The organism is Pantoea sp. EA-12 (assembly GCF_030053355.1).
In the GTDB taxonomy this organism is placed as follows: Bacteria; Pseudomonadota; Gammaproteobacteria; order Enterobacterales; family Enterobacteriaceae; genus Pantoea; species Pantoea vagans_C.
This window is the reverse complement of the sequence record NZ_JASGBY010000007.1, coordinates 48740-73476: the sequence shown is the minus strand read 5'-3', so window position 1 is coordinate 73476 and position 24737 is coordinate 48740. Positions and strand designations below refer to the sequence as shown.

At 53.9% G+C, this 24737-nt stretch carries 31 protein-coding genes; 17 read left to right on the top strand and 14 right to left on the bottom strand.

Annotated features, from left to right (window positions below):
- Window positions 1–2: 2 nt before the first annotated feature.
- From QMZ30_RS12485 to QMZ30_RS12460, 6 genes are all read right to left on the bottom strand, one after another.
- Window positions 3–947 (bottom strand): transketolase family protein, encoded by a 945-nt coding sequence (locus QMZ30_RS12485; protein WP_283227621.1) that lies wholly within the window; start codon window positions 945–947, stop codon window positions 3–5.
- Window positions 940–1770: a transketolase gene (locus QMZ30_RS12480; protein WP_283227620.1), complete on the bottom strand. Its 831-nt coding sequence runs from the start codon at window positions 1768–1770 to the stop codon at window positions 940–942. The genes QMZ30_RS12485 and QMZ30_RS12480 overlap by 8 nt, the downstream gene beginning before the upstream one ends.
- A 91-nt stretch (window positions 1771–1861) precedes the next feature.
- The gene (locus QMZ30_RS12475; RefSeq protein ID WP_283227619.1) at window positions 1862–2962 is read right to left on the bottom strand and encodes an ABC transporter permease; all 1101 of its coding nucleotides are present in this window, start codon (window positions 2960–2962) and stop codon (window positions 1862–1864) included.
- 2 nt (window positions 2963–2964) lie between these two features.
- The gene (locus QMZ30_RS12470) at window positions 2965–4479 is read right to left on the bottom strand and encodes a sugar ABC transporter ATP-binding protein (RefSeq protein ID WP_283227775.1); all 1515 of its coding nucleotides are present in this window, start codon (window positions 4477–4479) and stop codon (window positions 2965–2967) included.
- Window positions 4479–5090 carry a DUF2291 family protein gene (locus tag QMZ30_RS12465; protein ID WP_283227618.1) on the bottom strand — a complete coding sequence of 204 codons (612 nt, stop codon included), beginning with the start codon at window positions 5088–5090 and terminating at the stop codon, window positions 4479–4481. The genes QMZ30_RS12470 and QMZ30_RS12465 overlap by 1 nt, the downstream gene beginning before the upstream one ends.
- Window positions 5091–5103: 13 nt before the next feature.
- Window positions 5104–6045 carry a D-ribose ABC transporter substrate-binding protein gene (locus tag QMZ30_RS12460; protein WP_058973915.1) on the bottom strand — a complete coding sequence of 314 codons (942 nt, stop codon included), beginning with the start codon at window positions 6043–6045 and terminating at the stop codon, window positions 5104–5106.
- A gap of 184 nt (window positions 6046–6229) precedes the next feature.
- Between QMZ30_RS12460 and QMZ30_RS12455 the strand changes: the two genes are divergently transcribed.
- A complete protein-coding gene (locus QMZ30_RS12455) occupies window positions 6230–7177 on the top strand; it encodes a sugar-binding transcriptional regulator (RefSeq protein WP_283227617.1) in 948 nt (315 codons plus the stop codon).
- 160 nt (window positions 7178–7337) lie between these two features.
- On the opposite strand, the gene emtA is transcribed toward QMZ30_RS12455, so the two are convergent.
- Entirely contained in the window at window positions 7338–7967 is a 630-nt protein-coding gene (gene emtA / locus QMZ30_RS12450; RefSeq protein WP_072214989.1) for a membrane-bound lytic murein transglycosylase EmtA, read from the bottom strand.
- Between the two features lie 163 nt (window positions 7968–8130).
- Between emtA and ldcA the strand changes: the two genes are divergently transcribed.
- On the top strand, window positions 8131–9054 hold the full coding sequence (ldcA, locus tag QMZ30_RS12445) for a muramoyltetrapeptide carboxypeptidase (RefSeq protein WP_283227616.1): 924 nt from the start codon (window positions 8131–8133) through the stop codon (window positions 9052–9054).
- 23 nt (window positions 9055–9077) lie between these two features.
- A complete protein-coding gene (locus tag QMZ30_RS12440) occupies window positions 9078–9740 on the top strand; it encodes an MBL fold metallo-hydrolase (protein WP_039330611.1) in 663 nt (220 codons plus the stop codon).
- Between the two features lie 19 nt (window positions 9741–9759).
- Here QMZ30_RS12440 and QMZ30_RS12435 read toward each other — a convergent pair whose 3' ends face one another.
- The 3 genes from QMZ30_RS12435 to QMZ30_RS12425 all read right to left on the bottom strand — a co-directional run bounded on the left by QMZ30_RS12435 (window position 9760) and on the right by QMZ30_RS12425 (window position 10855).
- On the bottom strand, window positions 9760–10143 hold the full coding sequence (locus tag QMZ30_RS12435; RefSeq protein ID WP_039330612.1) for a hypothetical protein: 384 nt from the start codon (window positions 10141–10143) through the stop codon (window positions 9760–9762).
- Window positions 10144–10275: 132 nt separating this feature from the next.
- On the bottom strand, window positions 10276–10497 hold the full coding sequence (locus QMZ30_RS12430) for a YgdI/YgdR family lipoprotein (protein WP_039330613.1): 222 nt from the start codon (window positions 10495–10497) through the stop codon (window positions 10276–10278).
- Between the two features lie 178 nt (window positions 10498–10675).
- Window positions 10676–10855 (bottom strand): hypothetical protein, encoded by a 180-nt coding sequence (locus QMZ30_RS12425; protein ID WP_039330614.1) that lies wholly within the window; start codon window positions 10853–10855, stop codon window positions 10676–10678.
- A gap of 202 nt (window positions 10856–11057) precedes the next feature.
- Here QMZ30_RS12425 and QMZ30_RS12420 point away from each other — a divergent pair, with 202 nt between their 5' ends.
- The gene (locus QMZ30_RS12420) at window positions 11058–11390 is read left to right on the top strand and encodes a hypothetical protein (RefSeq protein ID WP_058973030.1); all 333 of its coding nucleotides are present in this window, start codon (window positions 11058–11060) and stop codon (window positions 11388–11390) included.
- 60 nt (window positions 11391–11450) lie between these two features.
- Window positions 11451–12002 carry a hypothetical protein gene (locus QMZ30_RS12415; RefSeq protein WP_283227615.1) on the top strand — a complete coding sequence of 184 codons (552 nt, stop codon included), beginning with the start codon at window positions 11451–11453 and terminating at the stop codon, window positions 12000–12002.
- Between the two features lie 5 nt (window positions 12003–12007).
- On the opposite strand, the gene QMZ30_RS12410 is transcribed toward QMZ30_RS12415, so the two are convergent.
- A complete protein-coding gene (locus QMZ30_RS12410; protein ID WP_034822002.1) occupies window positions 12008–12214 on the bottom strand; it encodes a DUF2767 family protein in 207 nt (68 codons plus the stop codon).
- A gap of 176 nt (window positions 12215–12390) precedes the next feature.
- On the opposite strand from QMZ30_RS12410, the gene QMZ30_RS12405 reads away from it, so the two are divergent.
- A complete protein-coding gene (locus QMZ30_RS12405; protein WP_039330626.1) occupies window positions 12391–12639 on the top strand; it encodes a DUF883 family protein in 249 nt (82 codons plus the stop codon).
- 30 nt (window positions 12640–12669) lie between these two features.
- On the opposite strand, the gene QMZ30_RS12400 is transcribed toward QMZ30_RS12405, so the two are convergent.
- The gene (locus QMZ30_RS12400; RefSeq protein ID WP_283227614.1) at window positions 12670–12867 is read right to left on the bottom strand and encodes a hypothetical protein; all 198 of its coding nucleotides are present in this window, start codon (window positions 12865–12867) and stop codon (window positions 12670–12672) included.
- A gap of 99 nt (window positions 12868–12966) precedes the next feature.
- Window positions 12967–13164: a DUF6404 family protein gene (locus QMZ30_RS12395; RefSeq protein WP_283227613.1), complete on the bottom strand. Its 198-nt coding sequence runs from the start codon at window positions 13162–13164 to the stop codon at window positions 12967–12969.
- 267 nt (window positions 13165–13431) lie between these two features.
- On the opposite strand from QMZ30_RS12395, the gene QMZ30_RS12390 reads away from it, so the two are divergent.
- The 3 genes from QMZ30_RS12390 (at window position 13432) to QMZ30_RS12380 (ending at window position 15392) form a co-directional block, all read left to right on the top strand.
- Entirely contained in the window at window positions 13432–13623 is a 192-nt protein-coding gene (locus tag QMZ30_RS12390) for a type II toxin-antitoxin system HicA family toxin (protein ID WP_283227612.1), read from the top strand.
- A gap of 27 nt (window positions 13624–13650) precedes the next feature.
- Complete coding sequence (locus tag QMZ30_RS12385; RefSeq protein WP_283227611.1) at window positions 13651–14046, top strand: type II toxin-antitoxin system HicB family antitoxin; 396 nt, start codon at window positions 13651–13653, stop codon at window positions 14044–14046.
- An 89-nt stretch (window positions 14047–14135) separates the two neighbouring features.
- Window positions 14136–15392, top strand: coding sequence for a mechanosensitive ion channel family protein (locus tag QMZ30_RS12380; RefSeq protein ID WP_283227610.1), 1257 nt, complete (start codon window positions 14136–14138; stop codon window positions 15390–15392).
- 50 nt (window positions 15393–15442) lie between these two features.
- Here the strand turns inward: QMZ30_RS12380 and icd are convergent, their stop codons facing one another.
- Window positions 15443–16693: an NADP-dependent isocitrate dehydrogenase gene (icd, locus tag QMZ30_RS12375; RefSeq protein WP_039330638.1), complete on the bottom strand. Its 1251-nt coding sequence runs from the start codon at window positions 16691–16693 to the stop codon at window positions 15443–15445.
- Window positions 16694–16794: 101 nt separating this feature from the next.
- Here icd and rluE point away from each other — a divergent pair, with 101 nt between their 5' ends.
- The 8 genes from rluE to QMZ30_RS12335 all read left to right on the top strand — a co-directional run bounded on the left by rluE (window position 16795) and on the right by QMZ30_RS12335 (window position 24685).
- The gene (rluE, locus tag QMZ30_RS12370) at window positions 16795–17463 is read left to right on the top strand and encodes a 23S rRNA pseudouridine(2457) synthase RluE (protein WP_283227609.1); all 669 of its coding nucleotides are present in this window, start codon (window positions 16795–16797) and stop codon (window positions 17461–17463) included.
- A gap of 44 nt (window positions 17464–17507) precedes the next feature.
- A complete protein-coding gene (locus tag QMZ30_RS12365) occupies window positions 17508–17981 on the top strand; it encodes an NUDIX domain-containing protein (RefSeq protein ID WP_039330642.1) in 474 nt (157 codons plus the stop codon).
- Between the two features lie 42 nt (window positions 17982–18023).
- Window positions 18024–19136: a tRNA 2-thiouridine(34) synthase MnmA gene (mnmA, locus tag QMZ30_RS12360; RefSeq protein WP_058973024.1), complete on the top strand. Its 1113-nt coding sequence runs from the start codon at window positions 18024–18026 to the stop codon at window positions 19134–19136.
- A 35-nt stretch (window positions 19137–19171) separates the two neighbouring features.
- Entirely contained in the window at window positions 19172–19813 is a 642-nt protein-coding gene (hflD, locus tag QMZ30_RS12355) for a high frequency lysogenization protein HflD (RefSeq protein ID WP_283227608.1), read from the top strand.
- Between the two features lie 44 nt (window positions 19814–19857).
- Window positions 19858–21228, top strand: coding sequence for an adenylosuccinate lyase (gene purB, locus QMZ30_RS12350; protein ID WP_283227607.1), 1371 nt, complete (start codon window positions 19858–19860; stop codon window positions 21226–21228).
- Window positions 21229–21373: 145 nt separating this feature from the next.
- A complete protein-coding gene (gene phoP / locus QMZ30_RS12345; protein WP_039330649.1) occupies window positions 21374–22042 on the top strand; it encodes a two-component system response regulator PhoP in 669 nt (222 codons plus the stop codon).
- Between the two features lie 3 nt (window positions 22043–22045).
- Window positions 22046–23506: a two-component system sensor histidine kinase PhoQ gene (phoQ, locus tag QMZ30_RS12340; RefSeq protein WP_283227606.1), complete on the top strand. Its 1461-nt coding sequence runs from the start codon at window positions 22046–22048 to the stop codon at window positions 23504–23506.
- A gap of 57 nt (window positions 23507–23563) precedes the next feature.
- Window positions 23564–24685, top strand: a complete 1122-nt coding sequence (locus tag QMZ30_RS12335) for a ribosomal protein uL16 3-hydroxylase (RefSeq protein ID WP_039330653.1) — start codon at window positions 23564–23566, stop codon at window positions 24683–24685.
- Window positions 24686–24737: the final 52 nt, after the last annotated feature.

The following is a 24737-nucleotide window of genomic DNA, read 5'->3' as shown; positions in this document are numbered from 1 at the left end:
GTTTATGCTCCTGCCACCATGCCCACTGCGCTTTTCACTACGCTGGCGGCATCAATTCCGTGATGCGCCCGCGTCGAGGCGCGATCGCCCGCTATCGCATATTGCCCATCCGGGATGCCCAAACGCTGCAACGGAATACCGCAGCCACCTTCCGCCAGCACTTCGGCCACCAGGCTACCGACACCACCGTTAACGTTATGCTCTTCTACGGTTATCACCGCGGAGTAATGATTTAGCAGCTCTCGCAGCCGTTGGGTATCACAAGGGCGAATCGATGGAATGGCGATCACACCTGCGTTGATGCCCTGCTCTTTAAGCTGCTCTGCTGCCTCAACCACCTCGTGCACCGTCGAACCCATCGCCACCAGCGCAATCTCTTTGCCTTCACGCAGGACATCAATCTGGCCCGGACGGAACTGGTAGTCTTCATCGTGCAGTTGCGGCAGATCTTTACCATCCAGACGGATATAGACCGGCCCAACGTGTGCCAGGGCGTACTCAATGATTTGCCGGCACTCTAGCGGACAGGACGGTGCATATATTTCGATATTGCCGAAGCCGCGCATCACTGCGATATCATCAATACTGTGGTGGGTACTGGCCAGCGGACCATAGCTGGCACCGGCATTCAGGCCAAACAGTTTGACGTTGGTATTGTTGTAGCAAACATCGACTTTGACCTGTTCATTCGCACGGGAAATCAGGAAAGGTGCGGCGTTGCAGGTCACCGCCACTTTGCCCCCTATCGCCAGGCCTGCCGCCGTGCCGACCAGAGTCTGTTCAGCGATGCCGACGTTAATCAGTCGATCGGGAAATGCCTTGATAAAAGGCGCAATTTTGGCGGTTGAGGTGGAATCTGCCACCACCGGGACTAAATCGACACCCCGATTCACCGCATCGATAAAGGCTTCCACCATCACCGTTGCCAGATGTTTTGCATTACTCATCTTTCAATTCCTCCAGTGCCAACGCGATCTCTTCCCCTTTAGGTACACGGTGATGCCACTCCGGCTTGCCCTGAATAAAGGAGATGCCAAAGCCCTTCTCGGTATGCGCCACAATCACCTGCGGCTTGCCATTGCGTGGCAGGCTCTCTATGGTTTCCACCACCGACGCCATATCGTTACCGTTGCATTCGGTGACCTCTAACCCAAAGGCACGCCATTTATCTGGTAACGGATCGGTATTCATGATGTCGCGCGTATGGCCCGCCAGTTGCAGCTTGTTCTTGTCGTTGATGATCACCAGGTTATCGAGGCCGTAATGCGCCGCCACCAGTGCGGCTTCCCAGTTACTGCCCTCCGCCAACTCCCCGTCGCCCGTCACCACAAAAATACGGCGATTGCTGTTATCCTTCTTCGCCGCCAGCGCAATGCCCACCGCAACCGGTAAGCCATGCCCGAGCGCACCGGTGTTTAACTCCACGCCTGGCGTTTTCTGCCGTACCGGATGGCCAGGCAGATGTGAGTCAGAGTGCTGATACGTCGGCAGCCACTCGGTTGGGAAATAGCCCGCCTCAGCCAGCACGCAGTAATAGCCGCCCACCGCATGGCCTTTCGACTGGATATAGATGTCGCGCTGCGGATCGTTAGTACGATCCGGCGCGCAGTTGAGAATGCGGAAATACAGTGCGGTGAGGATCTCGACCTGAGAGAGATCCGCCCCGGTATGACCGCCCGCCGGGCTACCCGCATTAAGCTGGATAATACGGCGGCGTACGGCGCGCGCTTTCACGGCCAGATCGGCTACCGAATATTTGAAAGGATTCATAGACACCTCTGAATTTTCAAGCGTTATTGAATATATATTCAATCTGGATAAAAAAAGAGGGAGCAAGCAAGTGTGGCCCGCTCCCAACCGATTAACCTTTGGTATCAGCCTCCTCGATCAGCGCCTTTTGCGCCACCACGGCGGCTTTCTGCTGCATCCGGCTCTGCATTTGGTCGATGATCACCGCCACAATGATCACGATGCCCTTGATCACCATCTGCCAGAATTCACTGACGCCCATCATGATTAACCCGTCAGCAAGGAACCCGATGACGAATGCCCCTACCAGCGTCCCCAGGATGGTGCCGCGACCGCCTGCGAGTGAAGTGCCTCCCAGCACCACCGCAGCGATGGCGTTCATTTCAAACGAGGTGCCGTTCGCCGGATGGCTGGCCACCAGTTGTGAAGAGACTACGATACCGGCGATGGCGGCGCAGAAACCGGAGAGGGTGTAGACCCAGATTTTCACCGACTTCACTTTGACGCCTGAAAGTTCAGCCGCCCGCTCGTTGTCACCAATCGCATACACCTGGCGACCAAAAGGCAAACGCCGTGCGACATAAGCAATCACCAGCGCCAGCACCACCATCATCCAGATGGCCCACGGCAAGCCGAGAAAATAGCCCGCGCCAATTTTGTCAAAGCCGGTATTGCCAAGTAACGGATTGCCCTGCAAACCGGGGAAAGTCTCGCCGCCAGAGGTCAGCATTGCCGCACCACGCAGGATGTACATGGTGCCCAAGGTGCAGATAAACGGTGCCACGTTGTATTTGGTGATAATCCAGCCGTTGACCGCACCAATCAGCCCACCTATCACTAATACCAGCGGCACAATCACCCAGACGCTGGGGAAAATGGCGATGCCAAACATCGGCAGGACAATCCCTTTGGTGATCAGCCAACCGGCAATCATGCCGCACAGCCCCAGCGTGGCCCCGATCGAAAGATCAATTCCGGCAGTGATGATGACAAAGGTGATGCCCAGCGCCAGAAAGGCATTGATGGCGATGTGTTTTACCATGATCACCATGCTGCCCACCGCGAGGAAATCCGGCACCGTGATGGCAAAGAAGCCGACAATCAGAAACAGCGCGATAAAGGTGCGCAGTTTGAGCAGCAGCAGAATCAAGCCTTCGCGTGAGTTAAACGCCTTACCTGGTGTCACGAGCGCCATTGCGCCTTGATTTTTCATGTTCAGAATCCTTGTGCGCTTGCTTTCACCAGCGCTGCCTCTTCCGCTTCTGCACGTGGGAGATCGGCGGTTAATTTACCGCCAGACATCACCAGGATGCGATCGGCGACAGCCATGATTTCTTTCAGATCGGAAGTGGAAAACACCACCGCAATGCCCTGCTCTGACAACCGCACCATCATGCGAAACACCTCGGCTTTGGCACCCACGTCAATGCCGCGACTGGGTTCATCCAACAGCAGCAAACGCGGATTGGTCAGCAAAGAGCGACCAATCACCACCTTCTGCTGGTTGCCGCCGCTCAAGGCGCTGATGGCGACATCAGGCGAGGAAATTTTAATCGCCAGATTGCCGACAGTGCTGGTGACGGCCTCACGCTCTGCCTGTTCAGAGATCACCGTGCGGTGAGACAAACGCCGCCACAGACTGGCGATGGTGAGATTGCTGGCCACTGACGACACTGGAAAAATGCCCGCCCGCTTACGATCTTCTGGCACCAGACTCATGCCCATGCGGATGCGTTCGGCGGTAGGCAGGCGCGTCGGCAGGGGTTTGCTGTCCAGCCACAGTTTGCCGAGGTAGTTGCGCTGGCTGCCGAGCAGGCACTCAAATAATTCGGTACGCCCGGCACCCATCAAGCCATAAATGCCGACGATCTCCCCAGCGCGCACGTTGAAGCTGACATCGTCCACCAGCGTGTTGCCATTGGGGCTGACGCAGGTGATGTGCTCTGCTTCCAGTACCGCGGCACCAAACTGGCGGTTCGGCGGCAGGAAGTTACTGACCGGTTCGCTGCCGAGCATCTCGCGCACGATCCACGGCACATCAATATCGCTGACCTTGGCTTCCGCCTGAAAACGGCCATCGCGCAGGATGGTGATCACATCGCCAATCGCCATCAGCTCTTCCAGCCGATGTGAGATATAGATGATGGAGACACCCTGACGTGTCAGTTCACGGATCACCCGGAACAGGATTTCGACTTCGGTTTTGCTCAACGCAGAGGTCGGTTCGTCGAGGATGAGAATGTCAGCGTTTTCCGCCAGCGCTTTGGCGATCTCTACCAACTGCTGCTGGCCGACTTTCAGGTTACCCACCGTCTCATCCGGCGAAATCGGCTGGTCGAGACGTTGCAGTAAGGCGGCGGTACGGCGTTTCTGTTCCGCCTCATTGATCGGGCTAATGCCGCGCTGGATCTCACGCCCCAGAAAAATGTTCTCTGCCACGCTGAGGTTTTCAAACAGGTTAAGTTCCTGATGCACCATACCGATGCCGTGGCGGGCCGCGTCACGCGTGCTGCTAAACGTGACCTTCTGCCCATTGAGGAACATCTCTCCGCTGGTGGGTTGCTGTACCCCCGCGAGGATTTTCATCAGCGTCGATTTTCCCGCGCCGTTTTCACCAATAATGACGTTCACTTTGCCGCGCCATACGCGGTAATCCACCCGGTCCAGCGCCAGCGTGCCAGGGAACAGCATCGACATCTGGTTCGCCTGCAAGATGATTTCATCGCTCATCATGGATTCCCCTGCTGCAACTGAATCGCTACCACGTCATCCACCTGGTTCGGTTTCATGCTGACCGCCAACAGCGCCTGCACGGGTTTGCCCACCCAGCTGGCATCTACCGCAGGTAACTGCTGCACGGCATGGCGGTTCAGCGCTTTGGTCAGCTGCGCGTACTGCACCTGATTGGTAAACTCTTCGAAGCGGAATCCGGCCGCATCACGAATCGCATTGCTGCGCAGCACCGGGCCAATCAGCACCTGAACCGGTTTGCCGTTGATGGTCATGGTTAAACTGCGTTCACGATCGTTACTGTTATCAAAGGCGGTCACGGTGCCAGCCGCACGCACAAACACGCTTTCACTGGTGCCGGCTTTCACGGTATGGCTTTTGGTTTCCATGTCCGCCCAGCTCAATGCCTGTTTTTCTGCTGGCTGCTGTACCCGGCTTGCCCAGCTGGATTCAGCAATCTGCTGCGGGGTTTGATCGCTGTAGCCCGGTTTGGCGTTGGGATCTTTCGGCATGATGGGATTGCCGTTTGCATCGAGATCCACCACGGTGCAGGCGGTTAACATCAGCGTCATGAGCGCAACTACCAGCCCGCCAGCTGTTTTTCCCTTCATGCCGACCTCCCTCTTATTTCGCCAGGTTGAAGTTTTTCAGCTTTGAGGCGTTGCTGTCGTCAATCAGCACGCAGTCCATCAGCTGTTTCTCTTCCTTCTGCGCTTTGCCGTTTTTCAGGTAGTAATCCACCTGCTCAACCGCCATTTGCGCCTGGGCCCAACCTGGCTGCAGCACCGTGGCTTTGATGTTGCCTTTGTTGATGATGGAATCGCGGGTGTAATCGCTGCCGTCGAAGCCCACCACGATGACGTTGGTTTTACCGGCCGCTTTCAGCGCGGCTTCAGCGCCGAGCGCCATGGTGTCGTTGCCAGAAATCACGCCGACGATATCGGGGTTTTTCTGCAGGATGGTTTCCATGCGGCTAAAGGCTTCGGTCTGGCTCCAGTTGGCACTCTGCTGTGCCACCATTTTCATGTCTGGATAATCATCCAGCACGTCGTGATAGCCCTGTGAACGCACGCCCGCATTGGTATCAGACTCTTTACCCAGTAACTCAACGTAGGTGCCTTTGCCGTTTAACAGCTTGGCGAACTTCTCTGCGCCGAGCTGCGCACCCTGATAGTTGTTGGAGACGATCTGCGCCACGGCGACGCCGGTTTTGTTGATCTCACGGTCAATCAGGAAGGTCGGGATGCCCGCGTCTTTGGCTTTCTGTACCGGACCCACGGTGGCGTCAGCGCCGGCATTATCCAGAATGATCGCTTTGGCTTTACGCGCAATCGCGGTTTCGATCAGCTGGTTCTGCTTATTCACGTCATCATCGTGTGAAGCCACCAGCGTGGCGTAACCGAGCGCTTTGGCTTTTTCCTGCGCGCCATCCGCTTCGGCTTTAAAGAAGGGGTTGTCGTGTGAGGGGGTGATGATGGCGATCAAGCCTTTATCTGCAGCCAGCGTTGCCGCCGATGCCAACATCAGTGATGCCAGTAGGGTAACTTTCAGGACAGATGCTTTCATTGATTTTTCTCCGCTTGAATATATATTCAATTGCGATTTTATATGCATAATGACTATGCGCTGGCTTATCGAGCACGTCCATCACCCGATCCTGAAAAAGCGAAAACGATCACAAAATGTTCTGCGTTGTTATTTATGACGGGCTGATTAACAATACCAGGCAGCTTAAGAGAGAGAAAAAACCATGGCAAAACAGGACGAACAGCGGCTGATGGTGAAAATAGCCACGCTTTATTATGTGGAAGGCATGAAGCAGTCCGACATTGCGCACTTGCTGAAGCTATCGCAATCCTTTGTCTCACGCATCCTGAACCGCAGCGTGAAAGAGGGCGTGGTGAAGATCAGCGTGGTGCCGCCCGCGAATGTGTTTCCCGAACTGGAGAAAGCCATTGAGCAGCAGTATCAGCTGCCGCAGGTGATCGTGGTGGATGTGCCGGATCAGGCTTCGGCGTTGCAAATCAAGCAATCCATTGGCTCGGCCGCCGCGCACTATCTGGAAACCCGTGTGCGCGCGGATGAGTTGATTGGTATTTCGTCATGGAGCGGCACGATTCGCGCGATGGTTGATGCCCTGCATCCACTGAGTGCGCCCTGTAAAGGCGTGATTCAGTTATTGGGCGGCGTGGGCGCGAACGGCAACGTACAGGCCACCATCCTGACGCAAAATCTGGCTGCGCTGCTGGATTGCCCAGCATGGTTGCTGCCTTCGCAGTCAATTGAGCATTCGGTACAGGATCGTCAGCGTTTATCGGTGAACCCCGACGTGGCGGTAGTGCTGGAGAAGTTTGATCAGGTGGACTTAGCGATTGTCGGCATTGGCGATCTGGAACCTTCCGCGCTGCTGCGTAATTCTGGCAACTATTACGATCAAGAGATGTTACGCACGCTGGCGGAACGCGGTGCCGTGGGCGATATCTGTCTGCATTACTTTGATGCGGATGGAAAACCGGTATTAAGTGCAGAGGAAGATCCGGTGATCGGCATGGAGCTGGCGCAGGTGAAACAGTGTCCCCAGGTGGTGGCGCTGGCGGGCGGCAAAGAGAAAGCGCAAGCCATTCGCGGCGCCCTGCGTGGCGACTACGTCAAAGTTTTGATTGTGGATTACCCCACGGCGCGATTGTTGGTGGATTGATACGGCCAGGCGGGTCGCTATTGCTATCGTGCGGTGATGGGCTGGTCGCCATAAATGGCGTTAATGCTATCGTTCGGCCATTGGCTGGTCGCCATGAATGGCGACCATACAGTGTGTGGTGTGCTTTCGTAGGGTGCGCATTGATGCACACCAGGACCTGTTAACCAATGGTGCGGTATGCGGTGGTGACTTTCCACAAGTAGCGCGGGGCCTGCGCTGCCGGATGTTTATCCTGCACGTGCTGGTAAAACTCATCTGGCGTCATGGCGTTGATCATGGCGATCGCCCGGTCACGGTTACGTGAGAAGGTACGCAGCAGTGCCCCAGCCCCATTGGCATAAGAGACAATCGTTGCATAACGCAGCGTCAGGGGATTACGAATCCCTGCCAACTCGGAGTCCTGCAATAGCTTCAGGTAAGCCGCACCAATATCAATATTCTTCGCCGGATCGCGCAGCTCAGAAGAGGTTGGCTGACCATGACGCCCTTGGGTGCGGTAGACCGCACGGCCCGCAGTCGACGCCTTAATCTGCATCAAGCCAACGGCATTGGAACGGCTGGTCACTGTGGGATTCCCACCCGATTCGACACTAATAATGGCGCTGATTAACTTCTCATCAACGCCATAATGACTGGCGGCATCTTCGGTAAACATCGACCATGCATCATTCACTTTCGACGGCGGCGCCTGGGTTAACGGCGTATTTTTCTCGGGGACAACCGTTTTTTCCGGCTCGCTGGCACAGCCAGCCAGCAACAGCGCTGATAGCATAAGTAGGCGAATTTTCACTAATTTTTGGTTCCGCAATAAGATTGGCGCAAGCTATCATACCTGGCGCAGCGCAATGCAAAATTACCGTTTATCCTAATTAAGTAAAAAACCTTGTGCTGTCGTGACATCAGTAACGGATTTCGCCATCATCGGCAGGCCACTTTATATCAGGATGAACGCTATGCTCGCCCCTCGCTCCATTCGTCTGATCGCCCCTTCCGGCTATTGCCATAATCAGGATGCTGCGCAACGCGCCGTGAGTCGTTTAACGGCCGAAGGCCACCAACTGGAAAACCTCTCCGCAATTACACGCCGTTTCCAGCGGTTTGCCGGCGAGGATGAACAGCGTCTTGATGATATTAATCAGTTGGCCGCGTTAGAGACGCTACCCGATATCGTTCTTGCCGTGCGCGGCGGCTATGGTGCGTCTCGTTTGCTTGACCAGATTGACTACATTGGCCTGCAACGCCATTTACTCAACCAACCGATCGCACTCTGCGGCCACAGTGATTTCACTGTCATCCAGCTCGCCTTACTGGCGCAAACCGGATTGATCACCTTTAGTGGACCGATGCTGGCGGGGAATTTCGGCGCGGAGACATTATCTGAATTTACCCTGTCGCACTTTTGGCAAACGCTAACATCACCTACAGTCAATATAGGCTGGCGCAGCCTCAGTCCTGATGCGGGCCGCTGGCAAGGCACTCTCTGGGGTGGCAATCTGGCGATGATCTGTTCGCTGATCGGTACGCCATGGATGCCACAGATTGAAGGCGGGATTTTGGTGATTGAAGATGTCAACGAACACCCTTTCCGTATCGAACGCATGCTGATTCAGCTGCAACAAAGCGGTATTTTGGCGCGTCAACAGGCGATTATCACCGGCAGTTTCACCAGCACTTCGCTGTCGGCCTATGACAACGGCTTCGACTTCGCCACCGTGTGGCAGCGCATCCGCGACCAGTATCAAATCCCGGTGATCAGCGATTTGGCATTTGGTCACGATGCCGATACCGTCACGCTGCCACTGGGTGCCAGTGCCACCTTACAACTTGAAAATGGCGAAGCCCGACTCGCCTTCACCGGCCACCCGACATTGCGCTAACGTCTTGCCGCAGGAGACCGACATTGAAGCCACTGTACGAAGATTTGTGGATCTCCACGCCGGAATTTCCCGCAGAAGAAACCGCAAGCGATGTGATGATGCATGGCTTCATGCTGCGCCACCCGCGCGGTAACTTGCTGATTGGTCGGGTTGAACACCCGCTGGATCATGAATTTCTCAATGATGCCGGTGGCGTGATTCGCCATTACCTCACGCACTCGCATGAAGCCGCCCCCGGCGCGGTGGCGATTCAGCAGCGCTTTAACAGCGCGCTCTATTGCCATAGCCGTTCGCTGGGTGCCGTCAGCCTGATCATCGAACCTGATGAGACCTTTACGCAACAGGAAGCCCACTTTGGTGATTTTCATCTGCTGCCCACGCCGGGCCATACACCTGGCAGCAGCAGTTTTCTCTATCACTCGCCACTCGGACAAACCTACCTGTTTGTCGGTGATACCCTGACCTGCGATTACAACCGTTGGATCAGCGTGCTGGTACCGGAAAGTAATCCCATGGAGCTGCAACAGTCACTGGAGCTTTACCGCGCGCTGCGACCTGATGTGGTGCTAATGAGTACCACGCGCGGCCATCTCTCCTGGGCAAAGGTGGACTTACCCGGCTGGCTGGCGGCGATTGATGAGGCGGAGCAGTCGCCGCTGGATCTGCGCCAGCAGCAACTGATTTGATATAACGCTGAGGCGGCCGTTAAGAGTTAGGCCGTTGGCTGTCGTCGTAGCGTTCCAGTGAAAGGATCTCCGTATCGCGTTTTTCCGTGCGATTACACGGCAGCAGCTTATCGCTATTGGCGTAGACAAAGAACGTATCGCCATTGTCCTTGTTCACAAGCAACTGGTCGCCGTTACGAAAACGCGTAATGGCCACCTTGTCCCCCCCTTTTATACTGGTGCGCTGTTGTCCAGCGGCTATCTGGAAGTGACGCGTCGGCCACATCAGGGTGCTTAAGCCGTATTCCGCACGGGAGACGGTCATGGTTGCGCGTCCAGGACAGGTGATTTGAAATTCGGTATCGCTCCAGGCTGGCATGATATGGCACGCCGCTAAGCCAACGGCAATCGCTATCGCCTTCATGGGATTCTCCACTGCGGTTAGATGATGATTTTGTTGGGATTTTGTGGAGAGGAGCGTAACACAGAATGGCGCAGGGTGACGTTTAATGGCCCGCCAGATGCGGGCCAGTCAGGATTGAATCAGGCAGAAACGTTAGTTCACCGAATTCATATCCTTGATTTGATTACGGTTTATTTGCTGTTGCTTACCATCGATATCTTTGTAAGTAATCATGCCGGTATCTTCATCTACCACCGGTTTGCCTTGCGCCACGATGGTTTGCCCGTCAGTGGTATGGATTACATGGTCAGATGCACAACCCGCCAGCATTAGGCCGAGGCTAAAAGTACCAATCAATAACAGTGTCTTTTTCATCTCATCCTCCTTTTGGATTCACTCTCAGGTTTAGCACAACCCACAGGAAAGTGAACCAGGAGAAAGACTAATGCGAATTTGCACAATCGCTGCGCGTCAGCCGATGTCGACTGAGCAGCAGCTATATTGCATGGATTTTCCACCTCAAACGGGTGGGAAGAAAGGTCTGTCTTGGGGATTACTCTGCCGCAACCTGCGCAGCGACCAGCATTAATGCCAGACCCGCTGCTTCTGAGTCGAAGCGTTGCATCACCTCTTGCAGGGCCGCTACGCAGTTCATTACCTGCTTTTTCTTGTCGGCTTCTAGTTTGTCGATCGCGTGTTGAAGAATCATTAAACTGGCTTCTTCTTCTCTCATAGATTTGCCCTTGTTTTGCTTACCTGATGCGCAACGCTGGCAAGAATAACGTTTATCTGCTACCAAAGTCACCCCTTTACATTCTTACCGCTTAACGATTAAACAAATGACAAATGGGAAGCAGCGTCAGACCTGCTATGATCAGCGTATCAGTGTGCATTTATGGGCCACTGCAAACCAGGGAACGAACCAGGACAGGATCATGTTGCGAATCACGGCGTTACTTACCCTCTTATTTTTACTGGCTGGCTGTAGTTCAACGCCGAAAGGTGTCGACTGCCCCGGCGAAGTGTCGACCATTTATGGGCAGTCGATGGGCCATACGGAAGCGCGTATTTTCGATTTGGTCAGCGCCTTCACGGTGACGCGGGATGGTGTGGCCGTTAAAAGCGGTACCCTGCACTCCAGCGACCGATTCCAGTATGTGCCGTCTGCCATCACCTCCGAGGGGTTCACCGCCCAACGACTGTCGGATAAGCAGTTCAGGCTAATTAACCCTTATCAGAACACCATGATTACCTGGACGTGTCCTTAAACGTGCTTAGCAGTGCGAGATGGTTTATTGTCAGGCTTCCTCACGCTGCGGACCTGCATCATGGAAAAGAGTCTGGATAATAACGGCTATATCGAGTTTCCCTTCCCCGCCACCACCAACGCCGATGGTTCGGTGAATCCGTGTGGTTTTGACCTCACAGTGGAAACCGAACGGATTGATGAGATCGCAGCGGGAGAACATTCCGAAAATTTGCGTCGCTTACTGGAAGAGGTCAATTTGCAGGATGGCGTGTTTATGACGCTGGCCTGTGACTGGCAACAGCGCGAGGACGGTGTTTGCGGTTTTATTGACATTGCCTTCCGCCCTGCACTGTCCAGTGGCAGCAGCGATGAGACCCAAAGTCTGGACCAGGCTTTCGAACTCTATCTTGGACGTCAGGAGAAGCAACATAATATGCAGAGCGGCACGCTGGTGAACTATGCCCGCGCGGTGCTTGACTGGGGCTGGTCGCCGCTGCATCAGCGCCATATGCGCTATGAGAAGGTCACGGTTCGCTATTACTGCCAGCAGGCTGAAGACGCCGAGTGGTGTTTTGACCACCTGCGTCATTTTTTAGTAACCTGGTATCCCGCCTATCGCGGCAAATCTTAATAGCGTTATGGTTTCACCAAGCGAATCGCATGTTCCAGCATGCGTTGTTCGTCACGTTCATCATGGGCGCGATGATGGCGGGTGCGCTGCAATAAATCGGTGATCTCCGCCCGCTTGGTTTCATGGCCGCATTCGGAAAGCACGATGACGGCATCACCAATCACCCGGCACACTTCATCGTAATCATCTTCACTCAGTACATCGCGTTTCATTGTTCCCCCTGGACCCATTTGGCTGGCGTGATAGCCATCGCAGGTTACCTTTCAAGCCTGGACAGAATTCCCACATCCTGCAAACCGCTGTTACAACCTGGTCTGCGTCTCAGTTGCTGCACTGAGATTCTGTGACTACGCTGAAACGTAACATTCACAACCATCAGGGAGTCATTATGACTGGAAAAGCGGAAGCAAAATTGAATGAAGCAGCGGGTGCAGTTGAAGAGAAAATCGGTGAGGTCACCGGTTCACGTAAACATCAAGCCCGTGGCGCAGCACGTCGTTATCCTGCGCAAGCCAGCTACGCAGTACAAGATGCCGCAGATTGTGTGGTGAAGTCGGTACGTGAAAATCCCGCCACCGGTCTCGCTGTAGCGGCCAGTATTGGCATCATTGTCGGTTTTCTGTTGGGAAGAAAATAAACTGAATTCGGGGGCCATTATGGCCCCGTTTTACTGATAGTGACCTACGTCGTCCTGCCTTTCCTTTATATGCTCGTCTGGCGTTTCAGCCACATCTGCCGTGTTGTTTTCCACATCCAGATGACGCCCATGGTGAAAGGCGATACTCACAGGGATATTCGGTAATTGTGCACAGCTGCCAAATGAAACCAGCAGGAAAAACCACGCCACGATAAATTTGCTACCCATCTCTTCAACCGCCCGCTCTGATTTCGTCGGCTAAGAGTGCCTGAGCGAGTGCAAATTAGCGTCAATATCACGCAAAGCTGTGTGGGCAGATGTGAGCAATCAGGCTTGCGCACGCCGTGCTTTGTAGCGCGCTACCATGGTCATCAGCGCCTGATAAATCAGCCCTGCATACAAGCTTTTCACCACCACCATGCTGATCGCTTCACCTTGTGCCTGCCATGACATAAACCACATGAATACACCCCACAGCAGCGAAAACAGCAACCAGCCTTTTACAAACTTGATGACACCCTGCATACCACCTCCAGAATCTGAAGCGCTGAAGATAACGGTTTCACCGGCAAAAGGCACGGTTGATAAAGCCTGAGTGTTAACTGTTTCAAAGTTTTGCTGAATGTGTTGCTGAGACTCTCCACTTTCCGTGAAACAAACTCGCACAGAGAGACTTTGCGGTATTCAACTCCCTTTACGAGATGGCTAGTGTGGCCATCACCACGATCGATGACGTGCCAATCAGATTGCAAAGGTGTGTATCGTGTGTATAATCCCCATTCAAGGACAGCCATGAAAAGCGCAGAGTTGATAAAGCTGTTGAAGCGCAACGGATGGATTCTGGAGAGAATTAAGGGTAGCCATCATCAATTCTCACATCCTGATTTCGTCCACCTTATTACGGTGCCGCATCCGCAAAAGGACCTTAAGAAAGGCACCCTGCTGCAGATCCTGAAAGACGCCAACCTCAATTATCGGCACTAATTGCCCCATCACCCTGCAGGAGAAATTATGCTATTTCCCGCCTTTGTTGAAATCGATGCTGATGGCTCCGCAAGCGGTTTTTTCCCCGATGTAACCGGGTGCTATTTTGCTGGTGACACCCCGGAGCAGACGCTGCGCGATGCACACAGCGCATTGCACACGCACTTCGAATTAATGGCAGAAAAAGGTCTGTTGATCCCAGAGCCCTCGAACCAGTGGATGAACAATCTACCCCAGCCGGGAATATGGATATACGTGGAGATTGATATCACGCGCTATCTCGGTAAATCCGAGCGTATCAATATCACCATGCCTCATCTGTTGATCGAGAAGATTGATCGTGTTGTGGGTCATGATGCGCGTTACAGCAGCCGCAGCCACTTTCTGGCGGAAGCAGCACGCAAAGCGCTGTCGCATTCGTGAGCTGAAACCCAGAATGCGCACGCGTCGCTTATAGTCCCTGTAAGGAATATGTTTGAATTCCCGCCAACGTTGTCAGGCCTGTGGTTGAAATGAATTATTTAAGTGATATCCAGAAGTTTATTGAAGGCAATTCCCTGTTATCTACCCCGTTTAGCCTGCTGCTGTTAGTGATTGCCGGTCTGGTTACTCATTTAATCTGTAAGTTTTTACTGGTGAAAGTGGTGCGTAAGGTGTTTTTCAGCGCACACAAGAATCAAGTACCGTTAGATAAAGATGTGCGTCTCTCTGAGAAGCTGTCCAACTTTATCCCGGTGATCACGGTCTATTATCTGCTGCAGTTTATGCCGGATTTACCGGAGCATCTGCAGATCGCGATTAAAACCATCTGCGGCATCCTGTTCTTTATTTATCTCTCGCTGTTCTTTACCGAAGTACTGGAGATCGTTAATAACTCCTACTCCCGCAAATCTAAGCGCAAAAACCACTCCATCAAGGGCTACATTCAGGTCGGTAAGATTCTGGTGCACATTATCTCGGCGATCATGATTCTGGCGATCATGTCGAATAAATCGCCGGTGATCATTATCTCCAGTCTGGGTGCAGTGGCAGCGGTCTTAATGTTGGTGTTCCAGCACACATTGTTATCCCTGGTGGCGAATATTCAGGTGTCATCCAATGATGTGCTGCAATTGGGTGACTGGATTGAAATGCCCGATAACGGCCTCAGCGGTGAAGTGATCGATATTGCACTGCACACCATCACCATTCGTAACTGGGATAACACGCTTTCACGTATACCGACGAAAAACTTCCTGACCGAAACCTACACCAACTGGCAAGCGATGTTCACCTCAGGGGCACGCCGAATCATGCGCAGTTTTCATCTTGACCAGACCTCAATTCGCTTTGTCGATCAAGAGATGGTGCAACAGATGAGCCAGGTGCGTGGCGTAAACGAACAACTGTCGGCGTTGATGGATGGACGTGACAGCAGCGTGGTGGGTGATCGCTGGTTTGCGGAAAACGGCATGACCAATCTGACGGTATTCCGTAAATACCTCACGGCGTGGCTGGCACAGCGCGATGACATTAAGAAAGACATGTACCTGGTGGTGCGCGCGATGAAGCCCTCACCTGAAGGGTTGCCTGTCGAAGTGTACTGTTTCACCTCATCGGTGCTATGGGTCGATTATGAGAACTCACAATCAGCGATCTTTGAATACATCTACGCCATACTGCCACAGTTCTCACTGCGAACGTATCAGCACCCTAGTGGTCATGATTTTTGGCGGCTATCGCAGCCGCGATCGCAGAGTATGCATTCCCCTGAGGGTACAAACGAATAAAAAAAACGGGAGCCCATCGGCTCCCGTTATGCATTCTGCCTGAAGGCAAATTACATGTTCGCGATGATCGCGTCACCAAACTCTGAACATTTCAGCAGTTTAGCGCCATCCATCAGACGCTCGAAGTCATAGGTCACGGTCTTAGCGGCGATTGCGCCTTCCATGCCTTTAACAATCAGGTCTGCAGCTTCGAACCACTCCAGGTGACGCAACATCATTTCAGCTGACAGGATAACTGAACCCGGGTTCACTTTATCCTGACCGGCGTACTTAGGTGCAGTACCGTGGGTGGCTTCGAACAGGGCGCACTCGTCACCGATGTTTGCGCCAGGTGCGATACCGATACCGCCAACCTGTGCCGCCAGGGCATCAGAGATGTAGTCACCGTTCAGGTTCATACAGGCGATAACGTCGTATTCTGCTGGACGCAACAGGATCTGCTGCAGGAAGGCATCCGCGATCACGTCTTTAACGATGATCTCTTTACCGGTGTTCGGATTCTTAAACTTCATCCATGGGCCGCCATCGATCAGCTCGCCGCCGAACTCTTCTTTCACCAACTGGTAGCCCCAGTCTTTGAAAGAACCTTCGGTGAACTTCATGATGTTGCCTTTGTGGACCAGGGTCAGAGAATCACGATCGTTGGTGATAGTGTACTCAACCGCTGCGCGGACCAGACGTTTGGTGCCCTCTTCAGAGCACGGCTTCACGCCGATACCACACTGCTCAGGGAAGCGAATTTTCTTCACGCCCATCTCTTCGCGCAGGAACTTGATCACTTTATCCGCTTCTGGCGTGCCCGCTTTCCACTCGATACCTGCATAGATATCTTCAGAGTTTTCGCGGAAGATCACCATATCGGTATCTTCTGGACGCTTAACTGGGCTTGGGGTACCAGTGTAGTAGCGAACCGGACGCAGACACACGTACAGATCCAGCTCCTGACGCAGCGCAACGTTCAGAGAACGAATACCGCCACCGACTGGGGTAGTCAGCGGGCCTTTGATGGCAACGCGATATTCTTTGATTAAATCGAGGGTTTCTTGCGGCAGCCAGACGTCCTGACCGTAAAGTTCTACTGATTTCTCACCAGTATAAATTTCCATCCAGGAAATTTTACGCTCGCCGTTGTAGGCTTTCTTCACAGCGGCATCAACCACTTTCAGCATGACAGGGGAAACATCAACGCCGATGCCATCACCTTCGATATAAGGAATGACTGGGTTATTCGGAACGTTCAGTTTGCCCTGATCCAGGGTGATTTTTTGACCTTCCGCCGGAACAACTACTTTGCTTTCCATCAACCTCTCCTTCGAGCGATTTTTTGTTAATGATTTGTAAGATGCGGGTCAATACTACTTGAATATTTACGCTACGCCAATCACCGTCGTTTCGCGCTATAATGCGCCGATTGTTTCCGACTGCAAAGACCATGCGAAAAACTTCTCAACGAATTCACCAGGATAAACGTCCAAACACCGCCGCACGCAAGCCCGTGCGCCGGGACACGCGTCCAAAAGGGCCGCGCCGCGTCATACTCTTTAACAAACCTTTCGATATTTTGCCGCAGTTCAGCGATGAGGCTGGCCGCCGCACGCTGAAGGATTTCATTCCCGTTAGCGACGTCTATGCCGCAGGCCGACTCGATCGTGACAGCGAGGGGTTGCTGGTCCTGACCAACGACGGCGCGCTGCAGGCGCAGTTGACCCAACCGGGCAAACGCACCGGAAAAATCTATTACGTGCAGGTGGAAGGCGTACCGCAGGAATCAGATTTATCCCCATTACGCAGTGGCGTGACCTTGAATGATGGCCCCACGCTGCCCGCTGGCGTGGAGTTGGTGGATGAGCCAGCGTGGTTGTGGCCGCGCCAACCGCCTATCCGCGAGCGCAAAGCGATTCCAACCTGTTGGTTAAAAATCACTTTATATGAAGGCCGTAACCGCCAGGTGCGTCGGATGACCGCACATATTGGCTTTCCGACCCTGCGCCTGATTCGCTATGCGATGGGTGGATACAGTTTGGGCGACTTAGCCTGCGGCGCGTGGCGCGAAGTCGAGGCGTCAGTCTAAACTGGATTTTTTAATAACTTTTAGTTAACAAATTCGGAGGAAGGATGTTTAAACCTCATGTAACCGTGGCCTGTATTGTGCAGGCACAAGGTGAGTTACTGGTGGTTGAGGAGCGCGTCCACGGCCGCATCACCTGGAACCAGCCTGCTGGACACCTGGAAGCAGACGAAACAATTATCGAAGCCGCCCAGCGCGAGCTGTTTGAAGAAACCGGCATAGACGCGAAACCGGAATATTTCCTCGGCGTTCAGCAGTGGATCGCCCCGGACGATACACCTTTTGTGCGTTTCCTGTTTGGCCTTGATCTGCCCGAAAAATGCGAGACCTCCCCACACGATCGTGACATCGATTGCTGCTGGTGGCTGCCGCCAGAGCAGATTCTCACGGCTAATCGCCTGCGTTCACCGCTGGTGGCCGAGAGCGTAAGATTGTGGCAACAAGGTGAGCGTTATCCGCTGCAACTGGTCGCACCGTTCCAGTGGCCTTTTCACGAGGGTGCGCGCCCGGCTTCTGCATGATAGAATGCGCCGCCTGTTTTTATCGTAATCATAGAGTGCGTCATGTCTGACAACAGCCAGAAAAAAGTGATCGTCGGGATGTCCGGCGGCGTCGATTCTTCCGTATCCGCCTGGTTACTGCAACAGCAGGGCTATCAGGTTGAAGGCCTGTTCATGAAGAACTGGGAGGAAGACGACGGTGAGGAGTATTGCACCGCCGCAGATGATCTGGCTGACGCACAAGCCGTGTGTGACAAACTCGGCATCAAACTGCACAAAATCAACTTCGCGGCTGAGTACTGGGATAACGTCTTCGAGCACTTCCTTGAAGAGTACAAAGCGGGCCGTACACCCAACCCTGATATTCTGTGCAACAAAGAGATCAAATTTAAAGCCTTCCTGGAATTTGCCGCAGACGATCTCGGTGCCGACTTCATCGCCACTGGCCACTACGTGCGCCGCGCCGATGTCGACGGCACCAGCCAGTTACTGCGAGGCCTCGACGGCAATAAAGATCAGAGCTACTTCCTTTACACCCTGAGCCACCAGCAGATCGCACAAAGCCTGTTCCCGGTTGGTGAGCTGGAGAAGCCAGAAGTTCGCCGTATCGCTGAAGAACTGGATTTAATCACCGCGAAGAAAAAAGACTCCACCGGTATCTGTTTCATTGGTGAGCGCAAATTCCGCGACTTCCTTGGCCGCTATCTGCCTGCACAACCGGGTGAAATCGAAACCGTTGACGGCGAGATTGTCGGTGAGCATCAGGGCCTGATGTATCATACCTTGGGTCAGCGCAAAGGTTTGGGCATCGGTGGCCGTAAAGAGAGCAATGATGACCCTTGGTATGTCGTGGATAAAGACGTGGCGCGCAATCGACTGGTGGTCGCCCAAGGCGGCGATCATCCGCGTCTGATGTCTGTTGGCTTGATTGCGCAGCAACTGCACTGGGTTGATCGCCAGCCCATCACCGCACCGCTGCGTTGCACGGTGAAAACCCGCTATCGCCAGACCGATATTCCTTGCCAGATTATTCCGCTGGCAGAAGACCGTATCGAAGTGCGTTTTGACGAGCCGGTTGCGGCCGTCACGCCAGGCCAATCGGCCGTATTTTATCTGGGTGATGTTTGCCTCGGCGGCGGCATCATTGAACAGCGCCTGCCACTGGCAGAAGCCTAAGGTCGGCGCTGCCGACGCGATGACAGGAGTTAAGCGTGGCTAAGAACTATTATGAGATTACGCTCGCGTTAGCGGGTGTTTGCCAGGCCGCCCATTTGGTGCAGCAGTTAGCGCATCAAGGAAACTGCAACACTGCCGCGCTGAATGTATCACTGCGCAGTTTGTTGGATCTTAATCCCGGTTCGACGCTTGCCGTGTTCGGTAACGATGAAGCCAATCTGCATTTGGGATTAGAAACACTGATGGCGGTGCTGAATAGCGGCAGTCGTCAGGGTGCGGGCGCTGAACTGACGCGTTACACCCTGAGCATGATGGTGCTGGAGCGCAAGCTGGAAAGTAACAAATCGGCGCTGAACACCCTGGCACAGCGTATTAGTCAACTCGATCGCCAGTTGGCGCATTATGAACTGGAGTCAGAAACCATCACCAGCGCGATGGCGGGCATTTATGTCGATGTGATCAGTCCATTAGGTCCGCGCATTCAGGTGACCGGTTCGCCACAGGTTCTACAGAATTCGCAAGTGCAGAGCAAAGTCCGCGCCACGCTGCTGGCCGGTATTCGCGCTGCCGTGTTGTGGCAGCAGGTTGGCGGTGGCCGCCTGCAGCTAATGTTCTCGCGTCAGCGCTTGCTGCGTGAAGCCAAAACTATTTTATCCCGGCTAGGCCCGGCGTATTAAGCGCCGCCCTGCCCTTAATTGTTAACGATTCAGGAGTTGCACTGATGGAATTATCCTCTCTGACCGCCGTCTCACCTGTCGATGGTCGTTACGGCGATAAAGTCAGCCCACTGCGCGCCATTTTCAGCGAATACGGTTTGCTGAAGTTCCGCGTTGAGGTTGAAGTTCGCTGGTTACAGAAACTGGCCGCGACCGCAGAGATCAAGGAAGTTACTGCATTTGATGCTGACGCAAACGCTTTCCTTGATGCGATTGTCGCCAATTTCAGTGAAGAAGATGCTGCGCGTATCAAAACCATCGAACGCACCACTAACCACGACGTGAAAGCGGTTGAATATTTCCTGAAAGAGAAAGTGGCCGATGTCGCAGCGCTGCACGCCGTTTCCGAGTTCATCCACTTCGCTTGTACTTCCGAAGACATCAATAACCTGTCGCATGCGCTGATGCTGGAAACGGCACGCCGCGATGTTATCGTGCCGTTCTGGAACAAAATCATCGATGCGGTGAAAGGTCTGGCGCACGAGTATCGTGATATTCCGCTGCTGTCTCGCACGCACGGTCAGCCAGCCACCCCGTCAACCATGGGTAAAGAGATGGCTAACGTCGCTTACCGCATGGAGCGCCAGCTGCGCCAGTTAGGCAAAATCGAAGTGCTGGGCAAAATCAACGGCGCGGTCGGTAACTATAACGCCCACATCGCCGCTTATCCGGAAGTGGACTGGCACCAGCTGAGCGAGCAGTTCGTGACCTCACTGGGTATCACCTGGAACCCGTACACCACGCAGATCGAACCACACGATTACATTGCTGAATTGTTCGATTGCATTGCACGTTTCAACACCATTCTGATCGACTTCGACCGTGATATTTGGGGTTACGTTGCGCTGAACCACTTCAAGCAAAAAACCATTGCCGGTGAAATCGGTTCTTCTACCATGCCACACAAAGTGAACCCGATTGACTTCGAGAACTCGGAAGGCAACCTCGGTCTGGCCAACGCGATGATGCAACACTTGGCCAGCAAACTGCCGGTTTCCCGCTGGCAGCGTGACCTCACCGACTCCACCGTTCTGCGTAACCTCGGTGTCGGCGTGGGCTATTCACTGATCGCCTATCAGGCCACCCTGAAAGGTATCTCTAAACTGGAAGTGAACCGCGATCGTCTGTTAGATGAACTGGATCATAACTGGGAAGTACTGGCAGAGCCGATTCAGACAGTGATGCGTCGTTACGGTATTGAAAAGCCCTACGAGAAGCTGAAAGAGCTGACGCGTGGCAAGCGCGTGGATGCCGCCGGTATGCAGGCGTTTATCGACAGTCTTGAGATGCCGGAAGAGGAAAAAGCGCGTCTGAAGCAGATGACGCCAGCCAATTACCTCGGCCGTGCTATCCAGATGGTTGATGATCTGAAGTAATCCCCTGCGGGCGGCCCACCGGCTGCCCCTGGCATGGCAATCTTGCCCTACTGCAGACGCATGACGGGCAAGCGTTGTTATGCTGTTTAATTCGCTTCGCATATACTCTTGCCATCATCACTGAGTTTGAAGGTAAGGAAATACTATGCGTGTTCTGGTTGTGGAAGATAATGCACTGCTGCGCCATCACCTCGCTGTGCAGTTACGTGAGATGGGCCACCAGGTGGATGCCGCCGAAGATGCGAAAGAAGCTGACTATTTCCTTCAGGAACACATTCCCGACATTGCGCTGGTCGATTTAGGTCTGCCCGATGAAGATGGCATGTCATTAATTCGCCGCTGGCGCGGTGATGCCATCCGTCAGCCGATACTAGTGTTAACCGCGCGTGAAGGCTGGCAGGCCAAAGTCGAAGCGCTGGAAGCCGGTGCCGATGACTATGTCACCAAGCCTTTCCATATTGAAGAAGTCGCGGCTCGCCTGCAGGCTTTGATGCGTCGTAACAGCGGGCACGCCTCGCAGATCATCTCCATGCCGCCGTTCCAGGTTGACCTGTCTCGCCGTGAAGTCACGGTAAATGATGAGCCGGTCAAACTGACCGCTTTTGAATACACCATCGTGGAAACGCTGATCCGCAATGCCGGGAAAGTGGTCAGCAAAGACTCTCTAATGCTGCAACTCTATCCCGATGCCGAACTGCGTGAAAGTCACACCATTGATGTCCTGATGGGACGTCTGCGCAAAAAAATTCTCGCGCTCCACCCGACCGAAGTGATTAACACCGTGCGCGGCCAGGGCTATCGATTTGATCTCTGATTTATGAATTGGTTACGCCGTCAACGCCCCTTCTCTTTACGTGCTCGCTTTTTGCTGGCAACAGCCGCTATCGTCCTGTTTCTGTCGCTTTCTTACGGCATGGTGGCGGTGGTCGGTTATGTGGTGAGCTTCGATAAAAACACGTATCGCGTGATGCGTGGTGAGAGCAATCTGTTCTTTACCCTCGCACAATGGCAAAACAATAAGCTGACTATCGCGCAGCCCGAGCGCATGACGCTGAACTTCCCGACGCTGGTGTTTATTTACGATGAGCACGGCAAATTGCTGTGGCAACAGCGCGATGTGCCCGACATCCGCAAGAATATCCGTCGTGAATGGCTTCTGAAGCCGGATTTCTATGAGATTGACACCACCAATCGCACCAGTCTGGCGGCCATCGGTAACAACTCCGAGGTGAAAGAGCGGCTTCAGCAGTTGGATAGTGATAACAATGACACCTTCACCCACTCTGTTGCGGTGAACCGTTACGATGCCACCACCAATCTGCCAGCGTTGACCATTGTGGTCGTGGATTCGATCCCGCAAGAACTCCAGCACTCTGATGTAGTGTGGTCATGGTTTAGCTATGTGCTGGCGGCCAACCTGCTGTTGGTCATTCCACTGTTGTGGCTGGCTGCGCACTGGAGTTTGCGTCCTATTGGTCATCTGACGACGCAAGTCCGTGAACTCGAAACCGGGCATCGTGAAAATCTTGATGATAATCCACCGCAGGAGTTACGCAGCCTGGTGCGTAACCTCAACCTGCTACTGACCAATGAGCGTCAGCGTTACACGCGCTATCGCACCACGCTGTCGGATTTAACCCACAGCCTTAAAACACCGCTGGCGGTGCTGCAAAGTACGCTACGCTCACTGCGCAGCGGAAAAGAGCTGACCGTGGAGCAGGCAGAACCGGTGATGCTGGAGCAGATCAGTCGTATTTCACAGCAAATCGGTTACTACCTGCATCGCGCCAGCATGCAAGCCGACCACAACCCACTGCAACGCGATCTGCACTCAGTTTCGGCCTTGCTCGATAGCCTGTGCTCTGCCTTGAACAAGGTTTATCAGCGCAAAGGGGTCGACATCACGCTGGATATCTCGCCAGAGCTGACCTTTATCGGCGACCAGAATGATTTTATGGAAGTGCTCGGCAACGTGTTGGATAACGCCTGCAAATACTGCCTCGAATTTATTGAGGTTAGCGCACGGCAAACTGATAAAGCCTTGCATCTGTTTATCGATGATGATGGTCCCGGCATTCCTGAGAGCAAACGCGACCTGATCTTTTTACGTGGTCAGCGCGCAGATACCTTACGCCCCGGACAGGGCTTGGGCCTGGCGGTGGTGCGAGACATCCTCGAGCAGTACGCAGGCCAGGTGATCGCTACCACCAGCCCACTGGGCGGTGCGCGCATGGAAGTGATTTTCCAGCGTCAGGAAGTTGAACATCACCGCGAGTAGAAAGGGCTGCGGGCTGTTATACTTGCCAGCATTCATGGCCCTAACCGGAACACTCGTATGGACTATCAGCTCGACATCAACTGGCCCGACTTTATTCAGCGCTACTGGCAAAAACGCCCAGTGGTGCTCAAGCGTGGTTTTAAAAACTTTATTGATCCTATTTCTCCTGATGAGCTTGCTGGTCTGGCAATGGAAAACGAGGTGGATAGCCGCCTTGTCAGCCATCACAACGGCAAATGGCAGGTCAGCCACGGTCCGTTCGAAAGCTATGATCATTTAGGCGAAAGTAACTGGTCTCTGCTGGTTCAGGCCGTTAACCACTGGCATGAACCCTCTGCTGCGCTGATGCGCCCGTTCCGTTTTCTGCCTGACTGGCGCATCGACGATCTGATGATCTCCTTCGCCGTTCCAGGCGGTGGCGTGGGTCCCCACTTCGATCAGTATGATGTGTTTATCATTCAGGGCACCGGCCGTCGTCGCTGGCGTGTGGGCGAGAAAGTGCCGATGAAACAGCACTGTCCGCATCCCGATTTGCTGCAGGTTGAGCCTTTCGACGCCATCATCGACGAAGAGATGGAACCCGGCGATATTCTTTATATTCCGCCAGGATTCCCGCATGAAGGGTATTCGCTGGAAAACGCCATCAACTACTCGGTTGGCTTCCGCGCGCCCAACGGCCGTGAATTAATCAGTGGTTTTGCTGACTTTATGTTGGCGCATGAGTTAGGCAGCTATCGTTTCAGCGATCCGGATGTACCCTCACGTGATTGCCCGTCGCAGATCCTGCCTTCCGAAGTAGAAGGCATTCGCCAGGTGATGCTGGATGTGATCAATCAGCCGGAACAGTTTGAGCAGTGGTTTGGCGAGTTCATTTCCCAGTCACGCCACGAGCTGGATATCGCGCCGCCTGAACCGCCCTACCAACCTGACGAGATTTACGATGCGCTGCAGCAAGGCGATGCGCTGACGCGTCTCGGTGGGCTGCGCGTACTGACCCTCGGCGATGGCGTGTTTGTGAATGGTGAACGCGTGGCATGCAGCCATCCTGAAGTGCTGGCTGCACTGGCACACAATCAGGTGTTGACGCTGGAAGATTTTGGCGATGCGCTGGATGATCCTTCACTGCTGGCGCAGCTTGCCGCACTGGTGAATAGCGGGTATTGGTTTTTTGGTGAGTAATCAATAGCTTGCCATGCCACTGATTTGTAGCGGCGTGATGAATCGCGCCGCT

Coding starts and splice junctions, on each gene's coding strand:
- QMZ30_RS12470 (WP_283227775.1), bottom strand. CDS start 4,479: ATGAGCGATGAAATCATCTTGCAGGCGAACCAGATGTCGATGCTGTTC.
- purB (WP_283227607.1), top strand. CDS start 19,858: ATGGAATTATCCTCTCTGACCGCCGTCTCACCTGTCGATGGTCGTTAC.
- rluE (WP_283227609.1), top strand. CDS start 16,795: ATGCGCCGATTGTTTCCGACTGCAAAGACCATGCGAAAAACTTCTCAA.
- QMZ30_RS12365 (WP_039330642.1), top strand. CDS start 17,508: ATGTTTAAACCTCATGTAACCGTGGCCTGTATTGTGCAGGCACAAGGT.
- QMZ30_RS12415 (WP_283227615.1), top strand. CDS start 11,451: ATGGAAAAGAGTCTGGATAATAACGGCTATATCGAGTTTCCCTTCCCC.
- QMZ30_RS12485 (WP_283227621.1), bottom strand. CDS start 947: ATGAGTAATGCAAAACATCTGGCAACGGTGATGGTGGAAGCCTTTATC.
- ldcA (WP_283227616.1), top strand. CDS start 8,131: ATGCTCGCCCCTCGCTCCATTCGTCTGATCGCCCCTTCCGGCTATTGC.
- QMZ30_RS12385 (WP_283227611.1), top strand. CDS start 13,651: ATGCTATTTCCCGCCTTTGTTGAAATCGATGCTGATGGCTCCGCAAGC.
- QMZ30_RS12405 (WP_039330626.1), top strand. CDS start 12,391: ATGACTGGAAAAGCGGAAGCAAAATTGAATGAAGCAGCGGGTGCAGTT.
- QMZ30_RS12335 (WP_039330653.1), top strand. CDS start 23,564: ATGGACTATCAGCTCGACATCAACTGGCCCGACTTTATTCAGCGCTAC.
- QMZ30_RS12400 (WP_283227614.1), bottom strand. CDS start 12,867: ATGGGTAGCAAATTTATCGTGGCGTGGTTTTTCCTGCTGGTTTCATTT.
- QMZ30_RS12380 (WP_283227610.1), top strand. CDS start 14,136: ATGAATTATTTAAGTGATATCCAGAAGTTTATTGAAGGCAATTCCCTG.
- QMZ30_RS12390 (WP_283227612.1), top strand. CDS start 13,432: ATGAAAAGCGCAGAGTTGATAAAGCTGTTGAAGCGCAACGGATGGATT.
- QMZ30_RS12420 (WP_058973030.1), top strand. CDS start 11,058: ATGTTGCGAATCACGGCGTTACTTACCCTCTTATTTTTACTGGCTGGC.
- QMZ30_RS12455 (WP_283227617.1), top strand. CDS start 6,230: ATGGCAAAACAGGACGAACAGCGGCTGATGGTGAAAATAGCCACGCTT.
- QMZ30_RS12425 (WP_039330614.1), bottom strand. CDS start 10,855: ATGAGAGAAGAAGAAGCCAGTTTAATGATTCTTCAACACGCGATCGAC.
- QMZ30_RS12430 (WP_039330613.1), bottom strand. CDS start 10,497: ATGAAAAAGACACTGTTATTGATTGGTACTTTTAGCCTCGGCCTAATG.
- icd (WP_039330638.1), bottom strand. CDS start 16,693: ATGGAAAGCAAAGTAGTTGTTCCGGCGGAAGGTCAAAAAATCACCCTG.
- mnmA (WP_058973024.1), top strand. CDS start 18,024: ATGTCTGACAACAGCCAGAAAAAAGTGATCGTCGGGATGTCCGGCGGC.
- phoP (WP_039330649.1), top strand. CDS start 21,374: ATGCGTGTTCTGGTTGTGGAAGATAATGCACTGCTGCGCCATCACCTC.
- QMZ30_RS12395 (WP_283227613.1), bottom strand. CDS start 13,164: ATGCAGGGTGTCATCAAGTTTGTAAAAGGCTGGTTGCTGTTTTCGCTG.
- QMZ30_RS12435 (WP_039330612.1), bottom strand. CDS start 10,143: ATGAAGGCGATAGCGATTGCCGTTGGCTTAGCGGCGTGCCATATCATG.
- QMZ30_RS12475 (WP_283227619.1), bottom strand. CDS start 2,962: ATGAAAAATCAAGGCGCAATGGCGCTCGTGACACCAGGTAAGGCGTTT.
- QMZ30_RS12465 (WP_283227618.1), bottom strand. CDS start 5,090: ATGAAGGGAAAAACAGCTGGCGGGCTGGTAGTTGCGCTCATGACGCTG.
- phoQ (WP_283227606.1), top strand. CDS start 22,046: ATGAATTGGTTACGCCGTCAACGCCCCTTCTCTTTACGTGCTCGCTTT.
- QMZ30_RS12410 (WP_034822002.1), bottom strand. CDS start 12,214: ATGAAACGCGATGTACTGAGTGAAGATGATTACGATGAAGTGTGCCGG.
- QMZ30_RS12460 (WP_058973915.1), bottom strand. CDS start 6,045: ATGAAAGCATCTGTCCTGAAAGTTACCCTACTGGCATCACTGATGTTG.
- QMZ30_RS12480 (WP_283227620.1), bottom strand. CDS start 1,770: ATGAATCCTTTCAAATATTCGGTAGCCGATCTGGCCGTGAAAGCGCGC.